This is a genomic window from Leclercia sp. Marseille-Q4284, assembly GCF_916618945.1.
GTDB lineage: Bacteria > Pseudomonadota > Gammaproteobacteria > Enterobacterales > Enterobacteriaceae > Enterobacter > Enterobacter tamurae.
Genome location: NZ_CAKAKG010000002.1, coordinates 1,521,405 through 1,545,420, shown reverse-complemented (window position 1 = coordinate 1,545,420; position 24,016 = coordinate 1,521,405). Strand labels below are relative to the sequence as shown.

Annotated in this window: 16 protein-coding genes; 4 read left to right on the top strand and 12 right to left on the bottom strand. The window is 60.3% G+C overall.

The features are described 5' to 3' along the window. Positions 1-6,956, bottom strand: a 6,956-nt coding sequence (locus tag LG383_RS22125; RefSeq protein WP_225760153.1) for a hemagglutinin repeat-containing protein, incomplete at its 3' end; no start/stop codon positions are given. A 12-nt stretch (positions 6,957-6,968) separates the two neighbouring features. Beyond that, on the bottom strand, positions 6,969-8,636 hold the full coding sequence (locus tag LG383_RS22120) for a ShlB/FhaC/HecB family hemolysin secretion/activation protein (protein ID WP_225760152.1): 1,668 nt from the start codon (positions 8,634-8,636) through the stop codon (positions 6,969-6,971). 292 nt (positions 8,637-8,928) lie between these two features. Between LG383_RS22120 and LG383_RS22115 the strand changes: the two genes are divergently transcribed. Beyond that, a complete protein-coding gene (locus LG383_RS22115; protein WP_225760151.1) occupies positions 8,929-10,098 on the top strand; it encodes a J domain-containing protein in 1,170 nt (389 codons plus the stop codon). Here LG383_RS22115 and LG383_RS22110 read toward each other — a convergent pair whose 3' ends face one another. After that, positions 10,099-10,863: a siderophore-interacting protein gene (locus LG383_RS22110; RefSeq protein ID WP_106994743.1), complete on the bottom strand. Its 765-nt coding sequence runs from the start codon at positions 10,861-10,863 to the stop codon at positions 10,099-10,101. Positions 10,864-11,011: 148 nt separating this feature from the next. Here LG383_RS22110 and LG383_RS22105 point away from each other — a divergent pair, with 148 nt between their 5' ends. Then, positions 11,012-11,506 carry a PadR family transcriptional regulator gene (locus tag LG383_RS22105; RefSeq protein WP_106994744.1) on the top strand — a complete coding sequence of 165 codons (495 nt, stop codon included), beginning with the start codon at positions 11,012-11,014 and terminating at the stop codon, positions 11,504-11,506. On the opposite strand, the gene LG383_RS22100 is transcribed toward LG383_RS22105, so the two are convergent. After that, positions 11,503-13,062 (bottom strand): methyl-accepting chemotaxis protein, encoded by a 1,560-nt coding sequence (locus LG383_RS22100; RefSeq protein ID WP_225760150.1) that lies wholly within the window; start codon positions 13,060-13,062, stop codon positions 11,503-11,505. The genes LG383_RS22105 and LG383_RS22100 overlap by 4 nt on opposite strands. A gap of 326 nt (positions 13,063-13,388) precedes the next feature. Continuing rightward, on the bottom strand, positions 13,389-14,909 hold the full coding sequence (locus LG383_RS22095) for a PAS domain-containing methyl-accepting chemotaxis protein (RefSeq protein ID WP_225760149.1): 1,521 nt from the start codon (positions 14,907-14,909) through the stop codon (positions 13,389-13,391). Between the two features lie 430 nt (positions 14,910-15,339). Here LG383_RS22095 and ygjG point away from each other — a divergent pair, with 430 nt between their 5' ends. Then, positions 15,340-16,719 (top strand): putrescine aminotransferase, encoded by a 1,380-nt coding sequence (gene ygjG / locus LG383_RS22090; protein WP_181247302.1) that lies wholly within the window; start codon positions 15,340-15,342, stop codon positions 16,717-16,719. Between the two features lie 147 nt (positions 16,720-16,866). Here ygjG and LG383_RS22085 read toward each other — a convergent pair whose 3' ends face one another. Further along, on the bottom strand, positions 16,867-17,448 hold the full coding sequence (locus tag LG383_RS22085; protein ID WP_370635204.1) for a helix-turn-helix domain-containing protein: 582 nt from the start codon (positions 17,446-17,448) through the stop codon (positions 16,867-16,869). A gap of 63 nt (positions 17,449-17,511) precedes the next feature. On the opposite strand from LG383_RS22085, the gene LG383_RS22080 reads away from it, so the two are divergent. Further along, positions 17,512-18,201 (top strand): B3/4 domain-containing protein, encoded by a 690-nt coding sequence (locus LG383_RS22080; protein WP_225760147.1) that lies wholly within the window; start codon positions 17,512-17,514, stop codon positions 18,199-18,201. 89 nt (positions 18,202-18,290) lie between these two features. Here LG383_RS22080 and lsrG read toward each other — a convergent pair whose 3' ends face one another. From lsrG to lsrA, 6 genes are read right to left on the bottom strand one after another with little or no spacing between them, the layout of a single operon-like run. Further along, entirely contained in the window at positions 18,291-18,584 is a 294-nt protein-coding gene (gene lsrG / locus LG383_RS22075) for a (4S)-4-hydroxy-5-phosphonooxypentane-2,3-dione isomerase (RefSeq protein ID WP_166184135.1), read from the bottom strand. Continuing rightward, positions 18,581-19,468, bottom strand: coding sequence for a 3-hydroxy-5-phosphonooxypentane-2,4-dione thiolase (gene lsrF / locus LG383_RS22070; protein ID WP_225760146.1), 888 nt, complete (start codon positions 19,466-19,468; stop codon positions 18,581-18,583). Before lsrF ends, lsrG begins: the two co-directional genes overlap by 4 nt. A gap of 11 nt (positions 19,469-19,479) precedes the next feature. Beyond that, on the bottom strand, positions 19,480-20,481 hold the full coding sequence (gene lsrB / locus LG383_RS22065; protein ID WP_225760145.1) for an autoinducer 2 ABC transporter substrate-binding protein LsrB: 1,002 nt from the start codon (positions 20,479-20,481) through the stop codon (positions 19,480-19,482). After that, positions 20,481-21,461 (bottom strand): autoinducer 2 ABC transporter permease LsrD, encoded by a 981-nt coding sequence (gene lsrD, locus LG383_RS22060; protein ID WP_225760144.1) that lies wholly within the window; start codon positions 21,459-21,461, stop codon positions 20,481-20,483. Before lsrD ends, lsrB begins: the two co-directional genes overlap by 1 nt. After that, positions 21,462-22,493 (bottom strand): autoinducer 2 ABC transporter permease LsrC, encoded by a 1,032-nt coding sequence (gene lsrC, locus LG383_RS22055; RefSeq protein ID WP_106994754.1) that lies wholly within the window; start codon positions 22,491-22,493, stop codon positions 21,462-21,464. Further along, positions 22,490-23,977: an autoinducer 2 ABC transporter ATP-binding protein LsrA gene (gene lsrA / locus LG383_RS22050; protein WP_225760143.1), complete on the bottom strand. Its 1,488-nt coding sequence runs from the start codon at positions 23,975-23,977 to the stop codon at positions 22,490-22,492. Before lsrA ends, lsrC begins: the two co-directional genes overlap by 4 nt. Positions 23,978-24,016 lie beyond the last annotated feature (39 nt).

The following is a 24,016-nucleotide window of genomic DNA, read 5'->3' as shown; positions in this document are numbered from 1 at the left end:
CCACCGGAACCCACCCCCAGCCCGACGCCGATGCTGCCCCCGCTGCTGCTGTTTTTACCCGACGTCTGCTGCGTGTCCTGCGAGGCCAGCAGGTTCACGTCCCGGGCCGCATCAAGCGTCACGTTCTGACCGGCCTTGATCTGGCTGCCCGCCACGGTGATGTCGCTCCCGGTGGCCCTGAGGGTGACGTTGCTGCCCGCGTTGAGGGTGCTGCCCGTGGTGGTCTCACTCTGCATATGCGATGAGGATTTAGACGACTGCGAACCCAGCGACGCGCTGATACCTACGGTGTTGGTGTTACCGCTGTCAGAGGTCCCCCTCCCCTGGTCCAGCGCCACCGCCTGCCCGGCCTGCACGCCGGAGAGCGCCGCCTGTGTCCCCTTCAGGGCGGCCAGACGCGAATCGCTGCTCTGCTTCGCGCTTTGCGCCGTCGTGACCGCGCTATTCAGCGCGCTCCCCGCCGTGCCCGACAGCGCCACCGTCAGGCCGCTGCTCTTCTGCTCATACTTCTCATCGCGGGTGCGTTTATCGTGGCCCGGCTCGATCACCACGCTGTCACCGCGAACCGCAATATCCTTCTGCGCGATGATATCCGCCCCACCGATGTGGGCCTGCTTACCTGCCGTGATGCTGACGTCGCCGCCCGTCGACCCGACGGTGCTGAAGCTCCCGCTCTGGGTGGTGCCCTGCTCGCGAAGGCTCTGGGTGGACCTGCTGCTGCCGAGGGTGAAGCCAATCCCGCCGGTGCCCATCAGGCCGGACTTTTTGGTCTCCTTAAAGCGCCAGGAGGTGTCGGTGTTGGTGGCCGCCACGATGTCGACGTTGTTACCTGCGGATAACGCCACGTCGCCGTCACCGGCCACTGCCGAGCCTTTCACCAGCAGGTTGTTTCCGGCCTGCACCGTCACGTTATCGCCGCTCAGCAGGGAGCCTTTCTCCCGCGTGGCGCTGTCCTCATTGATGGTGTGGGTGGTCTTTTTACTCAGGAACCCGCTGCTGGTTTTGGTTTTCTCCCGGTAGCGATAGTCGCTCTCGGTGGCGGTGGTGAGATTGACATCCCGACCCGCCGCCACGCCGATATCGCCCTGCGCCGTCACCTCTGCGGCCTGCGCGTTCATATCGCGCCCGGCGATGAGGGTCGCGTTGCCGCCGCTGGCGATCTCCGTCCCCTGCTGACGCACGGACTCATCGATGGCGGTTTTCTTCTTCGCTTTGCTGCTGGCGCTTTCAGAGGTGGCCTCTGCCAGCAGGTTCAGATCGCGACCGGCCTGGATGCCGACATCCCCTTCGGCGGCAATGGCTGCGGCGCGGGCATTGAGATCGTTCCCCGCCAGCAGGGTGAGATCGTCCCCCGCCGACAGGGTGCTGCGCTGCTGCGTAACGGAAGCCGTCTCTGTTGTTGCGCTGTTGCGCGGCGAACGGTGCTCACTCTGTGTAATCTCGTTGGCGGTGATATTGATATCGTCACCTGCCGCCATGCCGAGGCTACCGCCCGCCGCCACGTTCGCCCCGGTAATGTTGATATCCTGCCCGGCGCGCATCGCCAGCCCGTCCGTTGCGGTGATGGACGAGGTGACGCCCACATCCGTACCGCTTAAGCGCACGCGGCCCGCGTCCACATCCCACGTCTGCGTTTGGGTGACGTTGTTAATGCTGCCCGTAACGCTCTCCAGCCCCACGGTTTTACCGCTGATGGTGGAGCCGATATTGTTGATATCACCCAGCGAGCTCAGATTGAGTCCGCCGCCTGCGCTGAGCAGTCCGGCGTTCAGGTTGCTGATGCTGTTGCTGCTGTCGACAGACAGGCCCTTCTGCGCCAGCAGCGTGCTTCCGCTGTTGGTGACGTTACCGCCCACCAGCTGTACGTTACTCCCGCTAATCACGCTGCCGCTCTGCACGGTGGCGTCTTTCGGAGAGAGGTACACCTTCGGCACCATCACGGTCTGGCCGTTAACGGTGGCGGTCTCCCACCACAGGATACTGTGGTCGAGGGCGGCTATCTGGTCTGCCGTCAGCGCCACCCCGAGCTTCAGCCCCAGCGAGGTCTCTGCGCCAGCGGCACTGTCCATCAGGTAGCGCATCTGGTCGAGGTCGGAGCCCAGACCGTTGATATAGCGTGTTCCGGTCTGGTTCAGCACGTAGTTGCTGACGTACCGCGTATCAAATGCGGCATCGCCGAGGAAGCGGTAATCGCGATCCGGCTTCAGCCCAAGGCGATCGAGCATGTACGATGAGCCCAGGAACTGACTGGTGTCCGTGTATTGAGTGGCCGTTTCACGCGGTGCTGCGCCTGGATTGATACCGAGCAGTTTCCATAGATCGCCAAACAGAGAGGGATCGAGCTGCCCCAGCCCGTCGAGTTTCGGGTTTACGTTGATGAGGTACGGGCTGTCAGGATCGGTAGAAGTGACAAAGTAGCCGTTTTTGCCTGAAGGCAGAGGATAGGTGCCGTCAATGCCACCGGGTACGAGGCTGGTGCCGTCGGCAATGGCCTTGCCGTCAGCGCTGTTTTGCCAGTCCGGTGCGGTGATCGCCATCGTGTCGGCATCATCCAGCGTCTGCTGATTCGCACCACCCGCGATGCTTTGTACTGATGGGGTATTCAGATCCGGCGCAACAAGGGTATTGCTTATGCGCCCGGCATTTGACGTGGTGTTGGTGTTGCTGATGTCTTTGTCGAACACGGCTTGAACAGTGCCGCCAGCCTGAATGACCGCGCGGTAGATATCACCGAGTGTCGTTTCCGTCGTTTTACCGTCCAGCGTAAAACGAATTTTATCCCAAACAGGATCGGGCAGAATGACTGTTCCAATATCAATATTACCTTCGACTTTGGAGGTAATAATGCTGTCGGGGTCTGCATAACCCACTGGTCCCTGGTAGATATATTTCCAGTAATCCGATGTCGTGGCGTTTTGCCAGGACTGGTTGGAGAGCGTACTACCCGTCAGGAAAATATCACCGGAGGCGAGGATCGCACTGGCATTATTTTCAAGCTGCTCAGCGCTAATGGACAGATTATTGCCAGAACGAATTCCGGCTACACCGCCAGTGGATGAAACGGAGGTAATCGTCTGGCTGAGGGCAAATTTTTGCTCGTTCTGATCGGCTCGCATGCCCCAGGAGGTGCGGCCTTTATATATAGAACAGTGGGTGTTTACAGCCCCGGTACAGTTTTCAAAAGGGTAGACTGCAATATATTTCCCGTAACTTCCTTCAGGCAGCTGAGAAATATCGATATCGATCGTCGCATTCCCTAACCCGGAAATGGATGAAGGGTTTTGGGTAGTTGTGGTCGTGGCAGTCAGCCCATCCCGCGTATTCAGCAGATGCCCGGTCCGAAGGATGATATCGCCGTTCGTGGTTTCGATATTCCCCGACGTGTTGATGATTTCGGTGTTCGCCGCCCCGGAAGCATCCTTCTGCATCACCAGGTCATTGCCCGCCAGCATATCGCCCCGCAGGTTCGCAATACGATCCGCAAACAGCGACAGGTTATTTCTGGCATAGAGCAGCGCGGTATTGATCACCGACCCGGCGGCGGTGAGCGCCATATTGCCCGCGGTGCCGGTAAAGCCATCAAGGGTAATATCGCCCTGGCTGGTCAGGCTGACATCGCCGCCGGCCTGCAGCGAGCCGCTGCTGTTCATGGCAATCTCACTGCCGGAGAGCGCGGTGGTGCCGCCTCCTGCAGTAATCAGGCCATTATTGGTCACCTTGCCCGCGGCGTTCAGCGTGATGCCGTTGCCCTGCAGGGTGCTCTGGTTGACGATGTCGCCCTGGCTGATAACGGTTAGCTGGTTATTTGCTGCCACCACGCCCTGCGCCGTCCAGCTGTTTACCAGCTTCAGCGTCAGGTTGCCGAGGGCCACAATCTGGCCGATACCGCTGAGGGACGTCGCTTCAGTCAGCAGGTCGCCCCCGCTGAACAGGTTGCCATTGTCGTTGCTGATATTGTCACTGGTCAGCGTCAGGCTGCTGTTCCCCAGCAGGGTGCCGCTGTTGGTCAGCGTCTGCGCGTTCACGGTCAGCTGTGCCGCCTGCAGGGTCCCGGCGTTGGTCAGGCTGTTGCCGGTAAAGGTGGCCTCGCGGGCCGCTATCATGGTGCCGCTGTTAGCGAGTTTTACCGCATTCATTAGCAGGTTCGTCGCCTGCAGCCAGCCTGCCCCGCTGTAGTCCGCGGTGGTCAGCTTCAGCTCATCGCCAGAGAGGATGTTGCCGTTATTTTGCACCTGCGTGGCGCCACTGAGCGTGGAAGGACCATTCCCCTGAATCGTGCCGTTATTGTTCAGCACCGGGGCGGTCACAGCGAGTGCATTCTGGCTGAGAATGATGCCGTTGGTCTGGTTGGTCAACGCCTCCAGCAGCGTGAGCGTCAGGCCGCTGTCGCCCTGCAGACGTCCATCGTTGGTCAGCGTCCGGGCATCAAGCTGCGTATTATCCCCCTGCATCTGACCGCTGTTGCTGATGTCTCCCGCCCGGACGGTCAGCCCAGCCCCACTCAGCATTTTCCCCATCTGCCTCAGGTTGCCCGTCAGGTGCAGGTTAAGTCCGTTGACGCCGCTGATCTCCCCGCCGTTGCTGAGCGAGTCGCCGTCGATAGTCAGGTTTTTGGCGCTCAGCAGCCCCTGGTTATCGAGGTTTTTTCCACTGAGTCGAGCATGGCCCAGGGCGGTAATTTTACTGCCGGTGACGGTAGCCATGTCACCGCTTAACGTCAGGGCCAGATCCAGCGCACTCTGGATGGCGCCGCTGTTGGTCAAATTTTTGCCTGTCAGGGCGATGTTCTGCCCCTGCAGCCGCCCGCTGTTGGTGATGTCCCGGGCGTTAACCGTCAGGGTCTGCTGACTCAGCAGGTCGCCCCGGTTGTTCAGGGAGCCGGTCAGGAGCATGTCACCCGCAGCGAGCAGATTACCGTTGTTGGTGAGCTGCGGTACGTTAAAGGTCAGCTTGCCCTGACTCATCAGGTCGCCGTCGTTCCACAGGGAGCCGGTTGCGCGGGCGTCAAAATCGCCCGTAGCAAGCGCAGAGCCAGAATGCCGCCAGTCGCCTGCATCAACGCTGAGATGTTGCCCCTGGAGGGTGCCTGCGGTGGTGAGCTGCCCGGCGGTGATATCCAGCGTACCGGCGGTCAGCCAGCGCCCCGCCGCCCCCTGGGCCAGCGTATCTCCGCTAAGGGTCAGCCCATCGGTGCCCTGCAACAGCCCCGCACCGTTGAGGGTGCTGGCCGCAACCACCAGCGATCCGTCGCTGATAATCCGGCCGCTGTTATTGATCGTCGGAATGGAGAGGGTCAGCCTTGCTGCGCTGTAGAGCGTCCCGTTTTGCTGGTTGTCCAGCGCCCCGGTATCCAGCCGCAGGGACGAATCCCCCTGTAACAGCCCGCTGTTAGTGAGCGTCTGTGACTGTGTACTAAGTGCCGACGCGATCGCCACGCCGCTGTTGTCCAGCTGCGGCGCGCTGAGGGTCATCGTGTTCGCGCTGCTTTTGCCGCTGTGCGCCAGGGTCTCACTGGCGTTGACCGTCAGGGCCTCTTTCGCCGCCTGGGTTCCTTTCAGATCTGCCTGTCTGGCGGTTATGCTCAGGTTACGGCCCTGAATCTGCGCGGCCCCGGTGGTGGTAACCTGCTGTCCTGCCACGCTGAGATCGCCGGTCGCGTTTATCGCGCCGTTAAGCGTCTGACGGGCAGCATTAAGCGACAGTCCATTTCCTGCCACCAGCTGGCCGTTATGCGTCAGGGCATCGGCGGCCACCGCCAGGTTTTGCCCGGCCGTCATGCGTCCATCGAGCGTGGCGCCGTCCCGGGCATTCACACTGATATGCTGTGCGGCATCCGTTTGGCTGCCAGCATCCTGGGAGATCTGTTGCGCCGTGAGGGAGACATCCCGCCCGGCGGTCAGTTTGGCCTTGCTGTGCGAGAGCGTGCCGCTGGCATTCAGCACCAGGTCACGGTCGCTGTTCAGCGAACCCTCCTGCAGCGCCAGATCGCTCTGGCTGTTCAGGGTGATGTTGCCCCCGGCTTTGTGATCCCCGCTCAGGGCCAGGCTTTCACCCTTCGCGGTAATGGCACCGCTGGCCAGGCTGTTTTTCAGCGTCAGTTTTCCGCTGGCATCCAGCGAAATATCCCCGTCGCGGGCATTGAGATTGCCCAGATTGACGCCCACCCCTTTCTCGCTGGAGACCAGGTGAATACGGTTGGCGTACATCCCGCCCAGCGCTCCGGTATCCACCGCCACTTTTGGGGCGTCGCCTTCACCGGGGATCGGGCTGACACTGCCGTCGGCCGCCACCCGGTTGGCCCCCGCCACCACCGTCAGTGATTTGGCATGCAGTTGGGCATTCACGTCGGTGGCGCGGGCGATGATCGACACCGCATCGCTCTGGCTTCCGTCCAGGCCCTGGCCTTCAATCAGGATGCTGCCTTTGCTGACGTCCAGCGACTGTAACCGGCCACTGGCGTCGAGCACCGGCTTGCCGGTGGTCAGCGTCGCGTTGGGGGTATTGATAAACCCGCAGCCGTTACAGGTGATGCCGTAAGGGTTGGCGACGATGACGTTGGCGGCTTTCCCCGCCACTTCGGTATAGCCCTGCAGCTGAGAGCGGTTAGTGCCGGTGACTTCGTTGATAATCCCCGCCGCCTCCCTGCCCGCCGTCAGGTTGGGGTTGTTATGAATAAGCCCGCCGAGCTGGGTCTGATTAGCCTGGCCGGTGGCATTGTTGAGGATCAGCCCCTCTTTGCCGACGTTGTAATCCTGATATTTATTGTGCGAAATGCCCGCGGCATTCGGCGGGGCGATATTAACCACCGGCACGCCGTTGGCGGCTTTATCCAGCTGGGTAGTGCCGGTCGGCGTAAGGGTTGCCGCCACGGCAGGGAGCAGCGGCTGCGTCGCGAGCAGCACGCTCAGTAAGGTGCTCAGTACGCGCCGGGATAAACTTACCTGTTCCTTTTTCATCGTCCCTGTCCCTTAAAATGCCACCGACACACGGTAATAAATATTCAGATGATCCGGCCCCAGCCAGTCCGGGTAGTCCAGCGGCGTTCCGACGGTGAACTGGCTGGAGAACAGCCGGTTAACGCTGGTCAGCCCGACGGCCGCCCCCCACAGGGTGCCAGAGGCGTAACGGTCGAAACCGTCTTTTTTCAGCCAGCCGCCGTCCAGTGCCGCCAGGGCACCGATCTGCCCGATCCACGGCAGGGTGAAGAGCGACGCGTTGAGTTCGTTACGCCAGTAGCCGCCGTTATCGCCGGAGAGGTACTGCTCTTTAAAGCCGCGCACCGAAGTCTCGCCCCCGAGGGTTAAGCGTTCGCTGCCGTACAGACGATCGGGTGACCACTGGAAATAGACGCTGGAGAGCCACCACAGCCTGTCGGTAAGCGGTTGCTGATAGCTGCCGTTGACGCTCCACTTGCGAAACTCCGCTTTCGGCACATCGCCGTGCTTGTCGTTATCATCCTCGGCCCCCAGCCACGGCACGCCCTGGGTGAAGGCCGGGTTGAAGGTCGCCACACCGCTCGCGATTTTTTGCGTGTGGTTAATGCCCAGCGAAAAGCTGGAGAGTTTCCGGCTGCTGGTGGCGAGCAGGACATCGTCGAGATAGTTATGGTTGATGCGGTGGGTCAGGCCCACCGCGGCGCTGGTCTTGATATCGCCGTTGCGGAACAGCACCCAGGAGCCGTTCAGCCGGTGGGTTTCGTTGTCGCCGGTCGAGCGCCAGTGATAGCCGTTGTTATCGATGGTGCTGAGATAGTTGCTCCAGCTGTAGCTGTAATCGAGCAGGCCATAGCCATAAGGCACGCTGACCCCCGCGGCAAAATTCTGCGCATCCTTACTGCTGGAAAAATCACTGCTGCGCCCGCCGCTGATAAACCATTTATCGGCGATCCCCAGCAGGTTGTTGCCGATAAGCACCCCGCTGAGCTGGCCGGTGCCGGTGCTCTTTTGCCCGCTGTTATCAAAGCTGAGGGAGCCGGTAAGCGGGAATTCCGGGGCGGCGGTGAGGTTAACGATGGAGTATCCCTGGCGGTCGCCGGGCAGGATCTCAATCTGAACCGGCGTCTGACGAACCCGGTTCAGCTGCTCCATCCCTTGTTCGATGTCGCGCAGGTTGAGGATCTTGCCCACCCGTCCTGGAAAAGCCATCTTCAGCGTGCGTTCCGGCACCCCCTCCAGCTGAATTTGCTGGAGCTTACCTTCCAGCACCGCGATATGCAGCGTGCCGTGGGTCAGATCCTGCTCGGTCAGAAAGGCGCGGCTGGTGATATAACCCCGGCTGATATACCAGTCGGAGACCGCGTGGGTCAGGTCGTTGAGGGCGGCCATATCGAGGCACTGGTTGCGCCAGGGGGCGGTCAGGCGGTTTTGGGCAACATCCGGCATGACGGTGGCACCCTCGAGCACAATCCGGGAGATCACAAAACAGGGGCCGTCAGGGGCAGAAAGTGCAGGAGAGGAAGGCGTCCTGGGGAGAACCGTGCTGCGCTCCAGCTCGTCGCGCTGGCGCTGGTTTTGATCCAGCAGCAGCTGTTGCTGTTGCTGGACGGCACTACGGTCGGCGGGCGACAGGAGCGCTGCGTGGGCACTGCCGATCGGCCACAAAATAATACCGACAAAAAGCCCGATTAACCTGGTCATCCTTACCTTCACAGCATCCCCCTGCCTTTTGTCCGTTTTCGGACCGGCGTACAAAAAAGGGGCAAATTATGTCAAAAAGTAAACTCTGTAAATATGAGTAAACGCCCATCCATGCACTTTTCGGACTTTTCCACTGTTCCAGGAATTTATTGAAATGCCGCAGCCGGATTACCTGGCGCAAAATTAACGCATTCCCCCGTCGCGCCATTCATCAGACATGTGTATTATTCCCTGTTGTTTTCCTGACAACTATCCTTAACTCAAATACTTAAGCGCCAAAGCGAAAAGCATCATGAGCACACCGATCAAACGGCTGGAAATCATTAAAAATGCCATCGAGCTGGAAGATGACGACATCATCGAGAGCCAGCTGGCACGGTTAAAAAACGAAGCCTTTGACGAGGAGCTGCTGGCGATCGTCGTGGCGCTTGAGCAGAAAAACTACACCGGGGCGATGGCGGCCATTACCCACTGGCTGCAAAGCCAGCGTGCCGTCACCACGTGGCGCGATCCGCAGCTGGCCGCCAGCAAGCTGGAGCTGAAAGCGCTGGAAGAGCGCCTGCGCGATCTCATCGACAGGCGTAACGCCCGCGTGCAGCAGCTGGATGAATTTAACGATATCTACCTCACCCGCCTCGGCCCGCTGATGAGCCAGATCCTCGCCCTGCGCAAAACCCTGGCGGAGCTCAACCTGCGCCGCCAGCAGGCAGAGACGCGCCGTCGGGAGGCGGACTATCGCCGCTGCCAGCAGTATGTCGCCCAGGCGGTGGAGGTGCTGACCACCCTGACCCAACACTGGCGCGATCTGCCCGCCGACTCGGTGCAGGCCGCCGCGGCGCGTAAGCATCTGCAGCAGCAAAGCAACCTCATCGCCAATCTGCTGGCCGAAGCCCAGGAGCTGGAAACGGGCCTGACCCGCGAAGAGGAGCCCGCCCGCCAGGCGCGGGACGAGGCCAATGAAGAATATGAAAAATACCGCGAGCAGCAGCATGAAGCGGAAATCCGCCTGCGCAAGGGCCAGGACCTCTCCGAAGAGGATCAGAACGAGTTAAAACGGCTCTGGCGTCAGGCGAGCAAGCTCTGTCACCCGGATCTGGTGGCGGACGATCTGAAGGAAGAGGCTAACGCCATGATGGTGCAGCTGAACCAGGCGAAGCAGCGCGGCGACGTGAAGGCGATCCGCTCCCTGGTGGCCCGTCTGCATCAGGGGCTGGAGCCGCTGATGGCCAGCGACAGGCTCAATGACCTGACCCGTATCCGCAAAAAGATGGCCCAGGTGCGCGAGCAGATCGACACCCTGGTGAGCGAGCTGGCGGAGCTGGAGAAAGAGGAGTCCTGGCTGCTGGTCTCCTCGCTGAGCAATATGGAAGCGTACTTTGCCCAGCAGGAGAGAGCCCTGCACGAGGTGCGCGCCTCCCTCGAACATCAGGTCAACGAAGCGCAGCTCGACGACGTGGCCTGATTATTTGGCGTGCCAGTACGCGCTGGCACGCACCAGCTTCTGATCGATAGCGTCGGTTTCAAACAGGCGACTCAGGTTTTTCACCACCTTCCCTTCCCCGGTCAGCCAGATGAAGTAGTCCTCTGCCGGCACGCTGAGCGTCGCCAGACGATCCGCCACCGCCTGCTCGTTATGCCCCACCACCCAGTGGATGTTGAACTCGCTTAAGTGGGCCAGATAGTCCTGACAGGCGGCATCAGCCACGGTGACCACGGCGTGAACCTCCGGGCGCACCGGCAGCGCACGCAGGGCTTCCAGACGGCGACGCAGGGCGGGCATGCCGGACTCATCGCAGACGTACAGCTGCCAGGCGTAATCTTCCGGCACCACCAGCGAACCGCGCGGGCCGCCGATGGAGAGGGTGTCCCCCGGCTTTGCGTCCACCGCCCAGCTGCTTGCCACCCCACCGTCGTGGATAAAGAAATCGAGCGCCAGCTCATGACGGGCCGCGTCATACAGCGGGGTGTAATCCCGCGCCTGCGGACGTACGCCGTCACCCCACTCCACGCCCTCGTCTGTCACCACCGGCGGAACAAAGGTGGTGCCCTTTTCCGGGAAAAAGACTTTGGAATGGTCGTCGAAGCCGCGGGAGCTGAAGCCCTCCAGCGCCTCGCCGCCTAACACGATGCGCTGAAAACCGGCGCTGACGCGCTCCACGCGGAGCACGTTCAGCTCGCGAAAGCGCAGGTCGTTACGGACACGTTGGGGGTAGCGGGTTGTGGTCATAATTTGCCTTCGTGAAAGTGAAATCGATATATCGAAATTGAAAGTTAAATGATAATGATTGCTAATAAGAAAAAATGCAAGATGTTTTAGATTGCATCTAAAACTGCTTTAGATATAAATTAGATATATCAAATTAAAGGAAAATCCTATGCGACAGGCACACGAAGGCGGCGGACGCCGTCAGCGCTTTTTTGGTCACGGTGAGTTAAGGCTGGTGATTCTGGACCTCCTGACCCGCAATGCCAGCCACGGTTATGAGCTGATTAAAGACATTGAAAGCATGACCCAGGGAAACTACACGCCGAGCCCCGGAGTGATCTATCCAACGCTGGATTTTTTGCAGGATCAGGCATTTATCACCATCACCGAAGAAGAGAGCGGGCGCAAACAGATTGCCATCACCGTAGCCGGGCAGCGCTGGCTGGATGAGAACCTGGAGCAGCTTGAGAACATTCAGGCGCGCATCAAAGCACGCTGTGTAGGTTTCCAGCTGCGTAAAAACCCGCAGATGAAGCGGGCTATCGACAATTTTAAAGCGGTGCTGGATTTGAAGGTCAATCAGGAAGGATTGAGCGACGCGCAGCTGAAACAGATTATTGCAGTTATTGACCGCGCGTCGCTGGAGATCAATCAGCTGGATTAAGCGGTAACTTCCCCGCGCACGCGGAACACTTTCACCAGGTCTTTCAGGTTCAGCGCCTGCTCGTTCAGGGATGAGGCCGCCGCAACAGACTCCTCCACCAGAGCGGAGTTCTGTTGAGTGGTGGAGTCAATCAGGCCAATCGCGCTGTTGATCTGCGAGATCCCTTCCGTCTGCTCATGGCTGGCCTGGCGGATCTCGCGCAGGATCACATCCATCTCCTCGACGTTACCCACCATGCCGTTAATCAGCCCGCTGGCTTTTTCCACCAGCGCCATCCCGTCCTGGGTCTGGCTGGTTGAGCTTTCAATCAGCTGGCGAATTTCACTGGCCGAGGTGGCGCTCTTCTGCGCCAACTGGCGAACTTCACCGGCCACTACCGCAAAGCCACGACCGTGTTCACCCGCGCGTGCCGCCTCTACCGCCGCGTTCAGCGCCAGAATATTGGTCTGGAAAGCGATGGAGTCGATCAGGTTGATGATGTCCGACATCCGGTTAGAGGTTTCGTTAATGAGGCGCATTTTGCTGGTGACCTGCTTCATCATCTCGCCGTTGTTTTTTACCACTTTGGCCGCATCCGAGGAGAGAGTGGTGGCTTCGCCGGTGTGTGACGCGGTGTTTTTCACCGTCGCGGTGATCTGCTCCATCGATGCCGCCGTTTGTTCCACCGAGCTGGCCTGCTCTTCGGTTCGCGCCGCCAGGTCCTGGTTGCCCGCCACAATCTGCGCCGCCGCGGTGGAGATATTTTCCGAACCGAACTGCACCTGCTGCACAATCTCCAGCAGACGGTTTTTCATCTCCATCAGCGCAGTAAGCAGCTGACCGGTTTCGTCTTTACCGTGGGAGGCGATGCTCCCGGTGAGATCGCCATCGGCAATCGACTGAGCAAAATCGACCGCCTGGCCCAGCGGACGGGTAATTGAGCGCACGATAAACCATCCCATCAGGCTGCCCACCGCCACGCTGAACAGGGTGATCAGGATCAGCAGCAGACGGTTGCTTCTGAAGTCGCCGTCCACCTCCACGCCTGCGCGTTGCATCTGCTTATTCTGAATGGTAATCAGCTCCTGCACTTTTGCCTTATAGGCCTGCTGCAGGCTGAGGGTGTTGGTCATCATCTCCTGAATCGCACCCGCCCGATCGTTGCTCTGCACCGCCTGCAGGATCCGATAGCGGGAGTCGAGATATTGCTGGCGCACGCCGCGAATATCGGTCAGCACCTGCTGGGACGCCTTGTCCTGCAGGGCGTTGTTCAGATCGCCGAGGATCAGGGTAATGCGCTCGCTGATGGTCTTCAGCTTCTGCTCTGACTGCTCCCGGTACTGGCCCTGGTCATCCAGCAACATCAGCTGTTGGGTGCTAATAAATTCCTGGAAGTTTTCGATTAACTGATTCGCTTTTACCGTTGTCGGATAATCGTTGCTGATAATGGATTGCATCCCGTTATTCGCCCGGTTAAGGCTCAACAGAGATAAACTCGCACTTATCCCCATCAGGACAATAAAGAAACCAAACGCCAGAAATAATTTTGTGCCGATCTTTACATCATGTAAGAACATATTTACTCCATCATTGTGATCATTTATCAGACGATCAGCGTTATCGGTAACTTTTACGCTAACTTTATGAGTTTGATCGCTTTTTTATTATATAAATCAGGCAATGGATAGGCGCAGACTATTAATTACGTCTCATCGATCGTTACGTAACCACCGGAGAGGTGTTTGTGACAGAGCATCGGGGAAAACTGACTTAGGCAGGGATAATTAACTGAGGCGGTTTATTTAGTTATTTAATATTACATTAACAGTAACTGATAAAAATAATCACAAATAAAGCCGTTCACCCTGTCAGGAGCAAACGGCCTTTTCGGAACCTTACTGACTCAATGGAGCACGGTAACGGCATCTTCCAGACGTTTAGCCCGGTGCTTCACCATCGCCGAGACCTGGGCGCTGGTTTCGACCAGCGCCGCGTTTTTCTGGGTAATAGAATCCAGTTCGGCTACCGCGCGGGTCAGCTCCGACAGGCCGGAGGCCTGCTCGGACGTAGACTGGCTGATCTCGGCGATTAGCCGGGTGACGTTCTGCACCTTCTCCACAATGTCATCCATGGTGCGTCCGGCGGCATGCACCTGCTCGGAACCGGACATCACCTTGCTGGCGCTGGCGTCGATCAGCTTGCGGATATCGTTGGCGGCACTGGCGCTGCGGCTGGCCAGATGGCGCACTTCCCCGGCCACCACCGCAAAGCCTTTCCCCTGCTCGCCCGCCCTTGCCGCTTCCACTGCCGCGTTCAGCGCCAGGATGTTGGTCTGGAAGGCGATATCGTTAATCAGCTTGGTGATCGAGCCGATACGCTGGGTGCTGTCGGCAATTTCGTCCATGGTGTTGACCACGGTCTGCATCGCGTGTCCGCCCTGCGTGGCGGCGTCGCTGGCGGCGATGGAGAGCTTATCGGCGTCCACGGCGGTGCGGGTGTTGTTCTGCACCGTCATCGCCAGCTGGTTCATGGTCTCCACGGTCTGCTTCACGTTTGACACCGTCTGATGGGTGCGATCGTTGAGGTCGTCATTCCCCTTCGCCAGCTGGTCGCTGCCGTCGCGCACGTTGATGACCTGGCTGGAGACATCATTGATCAGCCAGCGGCACATCAGGCCGAGCTGCCCGACCGCGCGCAGGGTCAGCCCCAGTTCGTCGCTGCGGTTAAGATGCTCAACGCTGTTGCGTTCGCCTGTCGCTACCTTCAGCGCCTGACGGGCCACGTTCTCGACCGGGCGCACAATCTGCTGCTCAAACAGCAGGGTTCCCAGCAGCATCACCAGCGCGCTGACTCCCATTGCTGCCCAGCTCGCCCCGGTGACGAACAGCGCACCCGCCAGCACCAGGAACAGCGCGGCCATCACGCTGCGTACCCGCCAGCGCAGCGGCATCGCGGGCAGTTTGCCGGTCCAGCCTTTCGCCACCACCAGCCCTTTGTGCACCCGCTTTTTACTGCGGCCTTCGTTGAGTGCTTTATATAAAGGTTCGACGGCGGCAATCTCCTCCGGCGTGGCTTTCACGCGGATGGACATGTACCCGGTGGTCTGGCCGTTGCGCACCATCGGCACGGCGTTAGCGCGTACCCAGTAGTGATCGCCATTTTTACGCAGGTTTTTCACGATGCCGCTCCAGGGCTCACCCTGCTGCAGGGTGTACCACATGTCGGCAAAGGCGGCTTTTGGCATATCGGGGTGGCGAACGAGATTGTGCGGCTGACCCACCAGCTCGCCCAGGGAGTAACCACTCACCTGGACAAAGGTGTCATTGGCCTGGGTAATGTAGCTGTGCAGATCGGTGGTGGACATCAGAGTGGTGTCATCTTTCAGTGGGTATTCACACTGTGTGACACATTGTTGAGGCGACATAGGCATCCCTTGCAGGTTACTTGAATGTTATTTTTTGGGCGTAACGTTTTTTCGGCGTTAACGAATTTATCTTTAGTTGTTAAACATGCTCGAGATCGCAAAACGGGACTAAACCGCATTTTTTGTGTGTTTTTATAATCTATTGATATTAAATGATTTCGCACCGAAACTACTCCCAAAGGAGGATCGCTCCCTCCGCCCGCCCGGCAACCGATCGCACTAAAACAGGGCGAATGCACTGCAAACGCGCATTCTGCTGTGGGAAAATCCCGATGCGTTGCCGCCGGAATTGCGTTTCGCATGATTAAATATTGTGTAACATTATTTTAACCTGGCGTTTATCCCGATTTTTGCCCCCTCACCGGAAGTGGCGCAAAGCCTGCAATACTTAATCCAGTATCATGTGATACGCCATTCCCGGGAGCACATCTTGAACAGGTTACCCTCCAGCGCATCGGCTCTTGCCTGTACCGCGCACGCACTGAATCTCATTGAGAAGCGAACGCTTGATCATGAGGAGATGAAACAACTTAACCGCGAGGTGATTGATTACTTCAAAGAGCATGTGAATCCCGGGTTTTTGGAATACAGAAAATCGGTAACAGCAGGCGGGGATTACGGAGCCGTAGAGTGGCAAGCGGGAAGTCTTAATACGCTTGTCGACACCCAGGGACAGGAGTTTGTAGATTGCCTGGGTGGATTTGGTATTTTCAACGTGGGGCACCGTAATCCAGTTGTGGTTTCCGCCGTACAAAATCAGCTTGCAAAACAACCCCTTCATAGCCAGGAACTGCTGGATCCCCTGCGGGCGATGCTGGCAAAAACGCTGGCGGCCCTGACGCCGGGGAAACTCAAATACAGTTTCTTCTGTAACAGCGGCACGGAATCGGTCGAAGCGGCGATCAAACTCGCCAAAGCGTACCAGTCGCCGCGCGGGAAATTCACCTTTATTGCCACCAGCGGTGCCTTCCACGGCAAGTCGTTAGGTGCCCTCTCTGCCACGGCGAAATCTGCCTTCCGTAAGCCGTTTATGCCGCTGCTGCCGGGCTTCCGCCACGTGCCGTTCGGCGACATTAACGCCATGCGCTCCGCGCTGTCTGAATGCCGTAAAACCGGCGACGACGTGGCGGCGGTGATCCTTGAGCCTATCCAGGGCGAAGGTGGGGTGATCCTGCCGCCAGTGGGCTACCTGCCTGCGGTGCGTAAGCTGTGCGATGAGTTTGGTGCCCTGCTGATCCTGGATGAAGTGCAGACCGGGATGGGGCGTACCGGCAAGATGTTTGCCTGCGAGCACGAGAACGTGCAGCCGGACATCCTGTGCCTGGCCAAAGCGCTGGGCGGCGGCGTGATGCCGATTGGTGCCACGGTCGCCACCGAGGAGGTGTTCTCGGTGCTGTTCGACAATCCGTTCCTGCATACCACTACCTTTGGGGGTAACCCCCTGGCCTGTGCCGCCGCGCTGGCCACCATCAACGTGCTGCTGGAGCAGAACCTGCCCGCCCAGGCGGAGCAGAAAGGCGACATGCTACTGGATGGCTTCCGCCAGCTCGGGCGTGAATACCCGGACCTGGTACAGGATGCGCGCGGCAAAGGGATGCTGATGGCGATTGAGTTTGTCGATAACGAAACCGGCTACAGCTTCGCGAGCGAGATGTTCCGCCAGCGGGTGCTGGTGGCGGGAACGCTCAACAACTCGAAGACCATCCGCATTGAACCGCCGCTGACGCTGACCATCGAGCAGTGTGAGCTGGTGCTGAAAGCAGCCCGGATGGCGCTGGCTGCACTGCGGGTGAGTGTGACCGAAGCGTAAAACACGCCGGGCGGCGCGATGCTTGCCCGGCCTACAAGACTGTGCCTGTTGTTGCCCGGTGGCGCTTCGCTTACCGGGCCTACAACTGCCACAACGACGTTGGTTTTTGTAGGCCGGGCAAGCGTAGCGCCCCCGGCATCTCACATGTTACCGGTGAAACTCCGCCACCGTCATGGTGAACCGCAGCATACTCTCCCCATGGTTTGCATAGCTGTGCGCGGCTTCGGTTTTCGCCACCGCCGATGCCCCGGCCACCACCTGCGTGATGCTCTCATCTACCTTCAGGGTCAACACCCCCGCTTCCACGTGGAGCAGCTCAAAGGTGCCTGCCGGATGGCCGGGCGAGCTGAAGCTTTCTCCCGGCTGCATCTCCCAGCGCCAGAGCTCGATCATATCCGGGCCCGCGGTGCCCGCCAGCAGCCGGGCGCTGCCGCCCTTCTCGCCGTGCCACAGCACCGGGATCGCCGCTTCCTCGATAACATGCACCAGCGGCTCGCTGGCGACGTTGACGATGTCCGCCACCGACACGCCCAGCGCTGCCGCCAGCTTGCAGAGGATCGCAATGCTGGGATTCGCGGCCCCTTTTTCGATCTCCACCAGCATCCCTTTGCTGACGCTGGCCCGGCGCGACAGCTCGTCCAGGGACAGCTTTTTCTCTTTCCGCCAGTTGCGGATACGGTTCGCGACCGCCAGGCTTACCTGGGCCACGTCTGCGCCCTGCGCAGTCATTATATTGACTTTATCGGTCACTGGTCATTACCATGGTCTAAAACAGTCGATACAGGATTATTTATGTCCCTCCTCACGCCGTCAATAGATCCGCGCCTGGCCGGGATCGCCCCGGGTTTCCGCGCACTGAGCATCGTGGTCGACGCTGCGCCCATTACCGCTCCCGAAGTGGCCCCTGCTGCGTTAGCCCAGGCCTGCCAGCAGATGTTAAACGATGATTTTGCCTGGGCAGAGGCCCACCTCGCCGCCTGGGATGAGGCGTTTAAAGCCTTCGGCGCTAAACCGAAACGTACCCCCTGCTCCGCCAGCGCCCTGCGCAAGCGGGTGCTGAAAGACGGCACGCTGCCGCCGCTCGATCCGGTGGTGGATATCTACAATGCGATCAGCATCCGCTATGCCATTCCGGTGGGCGGAGAAAATCTCGCCGCCTACACCGGGGCACCGCGGCTGACGCTGGCCGACGGCAGCGAGCCTTTTGATACCTTTAAAGAGGGTCAACCCAGCGTGGAATATCCCGATGCGGGCGAGGTTATCTGGCGGGATGACGTGGGAGTGACCTGCCGACGCTGGAACTGGCGACAGGGAGTGCGCACCCGGCTGGACAGTCAGGCGCAGACCATGTGGTTTATTCTCGAGAGCCTGCCCGCCATGCCGTTATCGGCGCTGGAAGCGGCCGGGGATGAGCTGGTCAACAACCTGCAGCGGTTGATGCCGGGGGCCACGGCGCGGGTTCAGCTGCTGGCGCTGGCCTGAAAAACGCCGGGCGGCGCTGCGCTTGCCCGGCCTACATGATGTAGGCCCGGTAAGGCGTAGCCGCCACCGGGCACCAGACCGCACCATCCCTACGCCGGCATCAACCCAACAAAACAACGTTTTTTACGCGGCTCCGACATCAGGTCCTCAAGCTTCTCGACGCACGCCAGATAGTGCGGGGTCTGCTTGTGCGCCTGCACCGCCTCCTCATCCTTGTACGCCTCATAGATAAAGAACCGGGTTTTTACCCGCGGGTCCTGCAGCACGTCGAACCGCAGGTTGCCTGGCTCCTGGATCGCCCCTTCGTGATTGGCGCGAAACACCTCCAGAAACTCGTCCACCCTGTCCGGTTTGATGTTGATCTCCACTAAGGTCACGTTCATTGCCCTTCTCCTTGTTTTTCCTCCTGCCAGAACTGGTACGCCTCGCGGGCGCTCATCTTCTCGTGCACCACTTTCTTCACCGCCTTCAGCATCGCCAGCGGCGCGCTGGACTGGAAGATGTTCCGTCCCATATCGACACCCGACGCGCCCTGGTCGATGGCGCGGAAACACATCTCCAGCGCCTCGTGCTCCGGCAGCTTTTTGCCCCCGGCGATAACAATCGGCACCGGGCAGCTGGCGGTCACTTTCTCGAACCCTTCTTCGACAAAATAGGTTTTGACGAACTGGGCTCCCATCTCGGCGGCGATGCGGCTGGCAAGCGAGAAGTAGCGCGCATCGCGGGCCATCTCCTTGCCGACCCCGGTCACCGCCAGGGTCGGAATGCCGTAACGATTGCCCGCATCCACCAGCTTGATGATGTTATTGATCGACTGGTGTTCATACTCGCTGCCGATATAGACCTGCGCCGCCACCGCGCAGACGTTCAGGCGCAGGGCATCTTCCATTGCCACCGCCACGCACTCATTGGAGAGCTCGCCGAGCATCGAATTCCCCCCGGAGGCGCGCAGCACCACCGGTTTGTTGGTGGCGGGCGGCACGGTGCTGCGCAGAATACCGCGGGTACACATCATCACGTCGGTTTCGGCAAACAGCGGCGCAATGGAGAGATCGATGCGCTCCAGCCCGGTGGTCGGCCCCTGGAAATAACCATGATCGAAGGCCAGCATCACCGTGCGGTTGCTGGCGGGGTTGAAGATCCGCGCCAGCCGCGACTGCATTCCCCAGTCCAGCGCCCCGCACCCCTTCAGGGTAAAAGGCACGTTCTGCTGCGGTCGGTCGATGCCAAAGTTCTTACCTTCTTTGATGTCGTCTAAATCAGCCATGTTCCCCCCTGTCAGAAGTCGTAGTTGTTGATGTTCTCTTTGGTGAACACCACCCGCTCCGGCAGCAGCACGATGCCATTGCCTTTCGCTTCATACTGATAACCCTGGACGCTGTTCGGCTCCACCTTCAGCGTGCCGATATCCTTCACTTCCACGCTGTCGCCAACGTTAAGATCGCCTTTTTTCAGCAAACGATCGGCGACATTGACCGCAATTTTGCCCTGTTGCACCACATCCCACAGACCAAAGGCTTTCACCGTGCCGCGCTCCACGTACGGACGCATCACGTTCGGGGTGCTGAAGCCGACGATCGCCACCCCTTCACGCTTCAGGTTCTCGGCCGCCTGGGCCGCCGCAGGCAGGGCGTTGGCGTCCGGGGCGATGATCGCATCCAGATCCGGGTATGCTTTTAAGATCCCTTCTGCGGTCTGCAGGGATTTGGTGGCATCGTTATAGCCAAACTGGGTGGTGACGATCTGCCACTCGGGGTGCTCTTTGGCGATTTTGGCTTTCGCCGCGTTCACCCACTGGTTCTGATCGGTAACGGTAGGGCTGGAGTAGAAGAACGCTACTTTGGCGGCCGGTTTGGTGACCTGCTTCGAGGCCATCTCCACCAGCAGGCCGCCGAGCTGTTCCGGGGTGCCCTGGTTGATGTAGATGCTGCGGCACTCCGGTTTGGTGTCGGAATCCCAGGTCAGGACTTTCACCCCGCGCTGCATGGCGCGCTTCAACGCCGGACAGAGCCCATCCGGCGACACCGCCGAGACGATAATGGCGTTGTAGCCCTGGTTGACGAAGTTATTGATCAGCTGCACCTGCCCGGAGACGCTCGGCTCGGTCGGGCCATCGTAGGTGACCTCCGCCCCCAGCGCTTTACCCGCCTCTTTCGCGCCGTTGCCGCCGCTGGTAAAGAAGCCGACCCCCACCAGTTTCGGGATAAACGCGATGCGATCCGCCGCCTGCGCCGTCGCCACGCTTAACGCCACGGCCAGCACCATCAGTTTTATTTTCATCATACGCTCCGGGTATTTTTTGTGAGAAGAGACCGCACCCATTCACGATGCAGACTCAGCGAACGCCCCATCACCACCACAACCAGCAGCGCCCCTGACAGCGCGCTCGACACCTGATTGGGGATGCCAACCATCTGTAACCCCTGCTGCAGATACCCCACCAGCAATGCCGCCAGCGCCGTACCCAATACCGAACCTGAACCGCCGTAAATATTCGCCCCGCCGAGCACCGCCGCGGTGAGCGCAGGCATCAGCAGGTCACGCCCTAAATCGGAACGCGCCGAACCGAAATAGGAGACCATCACCAGAGCGGCAATCGCCGAGGCGACGCCCACCAGGCCATACAGCGCATAGGGCATGCCGTTCACCGACAGGGCCGCATAGCGCGCTGCGCGCGGGTTCTGCCCAATCAAAAACAGGTGGCGGCCAAAGCGCCCGCGGTGGACGATCAGCCAGAAGAAGAAAGTAATACATGCGAACAGCACCAGCGGGATCGGCAGGCCGATAACCGTGAGGTTGGCAAAGGCGGTGAAGCTCTCCGGGAAGCCGCCAATGCCTTCGTAGCCGGTCGCCCCTGCCCTCCCCGAGAGCAGCAGCGCTCCGCCGCCGTACAGGTAGAGCGTGCCGAGGGTGATCACCAGCGGACTGATGCCGGTGTAGTGGATCAGTGCCGCGTTAAACAGGCCGCACAGCAGCCCGAGCAGCAGGGTAAGCGGGACCGCCGCCACCATCGGCACACCGGACTGCATCATCACCCCCAGGGCGATGGCGCACAGGCCGATGGTCGAGCCCAGCGAGATGTCGATCCCGCCGCTGATAATCACCAGCGTCAGCGGCAGGGCCACGATGCCGATGCAGATAAAATCGCTGGTGCTGAACAGCAGCATGTTGATGTCGAGCATCCGCGGATTGAGGGTGCCAAACAGCAGGATCTCCAGCACCAGTAACAGCAGCAGCGCCCACTCCCAGTTAAGCTTCATCTACGCCACCTCTTTGTTGCGTTTGCGAAACGGGGTGACGTGCTTCCCCCCTTTGTTGCCCGGCTGGAAACGGCTGTACTTCAGCGCCCGCTGATGACGCGCCAGCGCCTGGCGCAGTCGTCCGTCGAGCACCAGCACCCCCAGCAGCACGAGGCCAGCGATAAAGTCGTTCCACCAGGCCGGGAGACGGAACAGCACCAGCACGGTGTCGATCTGAGTCAGGAAGAAGGCCCCCAGCAGCGCGCCGATTAAGGTCCCGGTGCCGCCCAGCAGGGAGATGCCCCCCAGCACGCAGGCGGCGATAGCCTTCATCTCCAGCCCGCTGCCGGTCTGGTTCGGCACGAAGCCGATCTGCGCGGCAAAGACGATCCCGGCGCAGGCCGCCAGCACGCCGTTAAGGGTGAAGGCTGCCATCCGGGTGCGGTTGACCGCCACGCCCAGCTGACGGGCGGCGGCGAGGTTATCCCCAACGGCGTAAAAATCCCGGCCAAAGGCGGTGCGCGACAGGATCCACGCCCCGAGAGCGGCGATCGCCAGCACCACCATCCCCAGCGGTGAGATGCCGAGCGCCACCGGCTCCGACAGCGCTTTCAGGCTCACCGGCAGGCCTTCAATCCACTTCCCGCCGGTCCAGAGCAGCATCACCCCGCGCCACAGCCCCAGCGTGCCGAGGGTGGCGACAATCGCCGGAATGCGCAGCCCCACCACCAGCAGGCCGTTGAAGGCCCCCGCCAGCGCCCCGATCGCCAGCGCAAACAGGATCGCCACCGGCAGGCCGTAGCCGTTGTTCAGCGCTACCCCCACGGCGATGGCGCACAGCCCGACAATCGAGCCGACCGAGACGTCGATATTGCGGGTCAGCATCACCAGCCCGGCGCCGAGCGCCAGCAGGATCAGGATCTGCGAACTGGCAAAGATCATCCCCAGGGTCTGCAGGCTAAGGTAGGCCGGGTTAAGCGCCACCAGCACCACAAACAGGGCCAGGATCGCCAGCAGCGCGCTGAGCTCGCGGTTTTTCAGAAGTGTTTTCATGCCTGTCCTCCAAAGGCCAGGGCCATCATGCGGTCAAGGCTGACGGCGTGGCGCGGCAGTTCCCCGCTCAGCACCCCCTGATTCATCACCAGCACCCGATCTGCCAGACCCGGGAACTCATCCATGTCGCTGGAGATCATCAGCACCGCCACGTTTTGCGCCGCCACGCTTTTGATCAGCTGATAGATATCAGCCCGGGCCGAGACGTCCACCCCGCGGGTAGGTTCATCGACGATCAGCAGCAGCGGATTGGCCTCCAGGCAGCGGGCCAGCAGCACCTTCTGCTGATTGCCCCCCGACAGGGTGCGCACGGTCTGATCCGGACTGTTGAGTTTGATCCCCAGCGCCCGGTGATAACGCTCCACCACCGCCGCCTCGCGTTTGCGCTGCTGCCAGAGCGAGGGCTCATTCAGGGCCACCGTGTTCCAGCGGACCGGCGCATCAAGAAACAGGCCAGAGACCTGCCTGTCCTCCGGGAGATAGACCAGCCCTTTCTCCAGCCGGGCGCTGACCGGATCGCTGTCGATCTGCTGGTTTTCGAGCCAGATCTTGCCCCCGCGCGGCGGGCGCAGGCCGTACAGGGTTTCGGCAAACTCGGTGCGCCCGGAACCCACCAGCCCGGCCAGGCCGACGATCTCCCCGGCGTAGATCTCAAGATCCAGATCGATAAAGCCCTCCCCGGTGAGGCTCTCCACCCGCAGGACCGGGAAGTCCTGGGCCTGGGTGCGGCGATTGCCCGGCAGCGCTAGCCACAGCTTTTGCGTGTCGCTCAGCCCCTGTTCGCGGCTGACCGGGGTCATGGCGGCGATCAGCGCGTTGTCATCAAACTGCGCGGTTTCACCGCTCAGGACGATCGCTCCGTCGCGCATCACCGAGACGTGGCTGGCGAGCTGGCGGATTTCGGGCAGCTTGTGGGAGATAAAGACGATGCCAACCCCCGCGGCCTGTAAGGCGCGGATCTGGCGGAACAGGCGTTCGGTTTCACCCGGCGTCAGCGAGGCGGTGGGCTCATCGAGGATCAGGATCTTCGCTTCGCGCATCAGCCCGCGCAGGATCTCCACCATCTGCTGATCCGCCACCTCCAGCGTGCTGGCGGCAGCCTCTAAATTGAGCTGGCACTGAAGCTGCTCCAGCTTATCGGCCAGCCGTCGGGCGATATCCTGCTCGCGCGGCAGACGGAAGAGAATGTTTTCCCGCACGCTGAGGTTCGGGAACAGCATCGGCTCCTGGGGCACCAGATAGATGCCAAGTTGGTGCGCCTGGCCCGGTTTCAGGCGAGCAAAAGGCTGCCCGGCGATAGAAAGTTCACCGCGGTCGGCCGTTTCGACCCCGGCGACGATCTTCATCAGGGTCGATTTTCCCGCGCCGTTGCCGCCCATCAGGGCGTGTACCTGTCCCGCAAGCAGAGTGAAATCAATGTTTTTCAGTACAGGAACGCCGGAAAACTGCTTCTGGATCCCGCGCGCCTCGATAAGTGCTGTCATTATCGCTCCGCTATTGAACAAATGATTTTTGAAATTAAT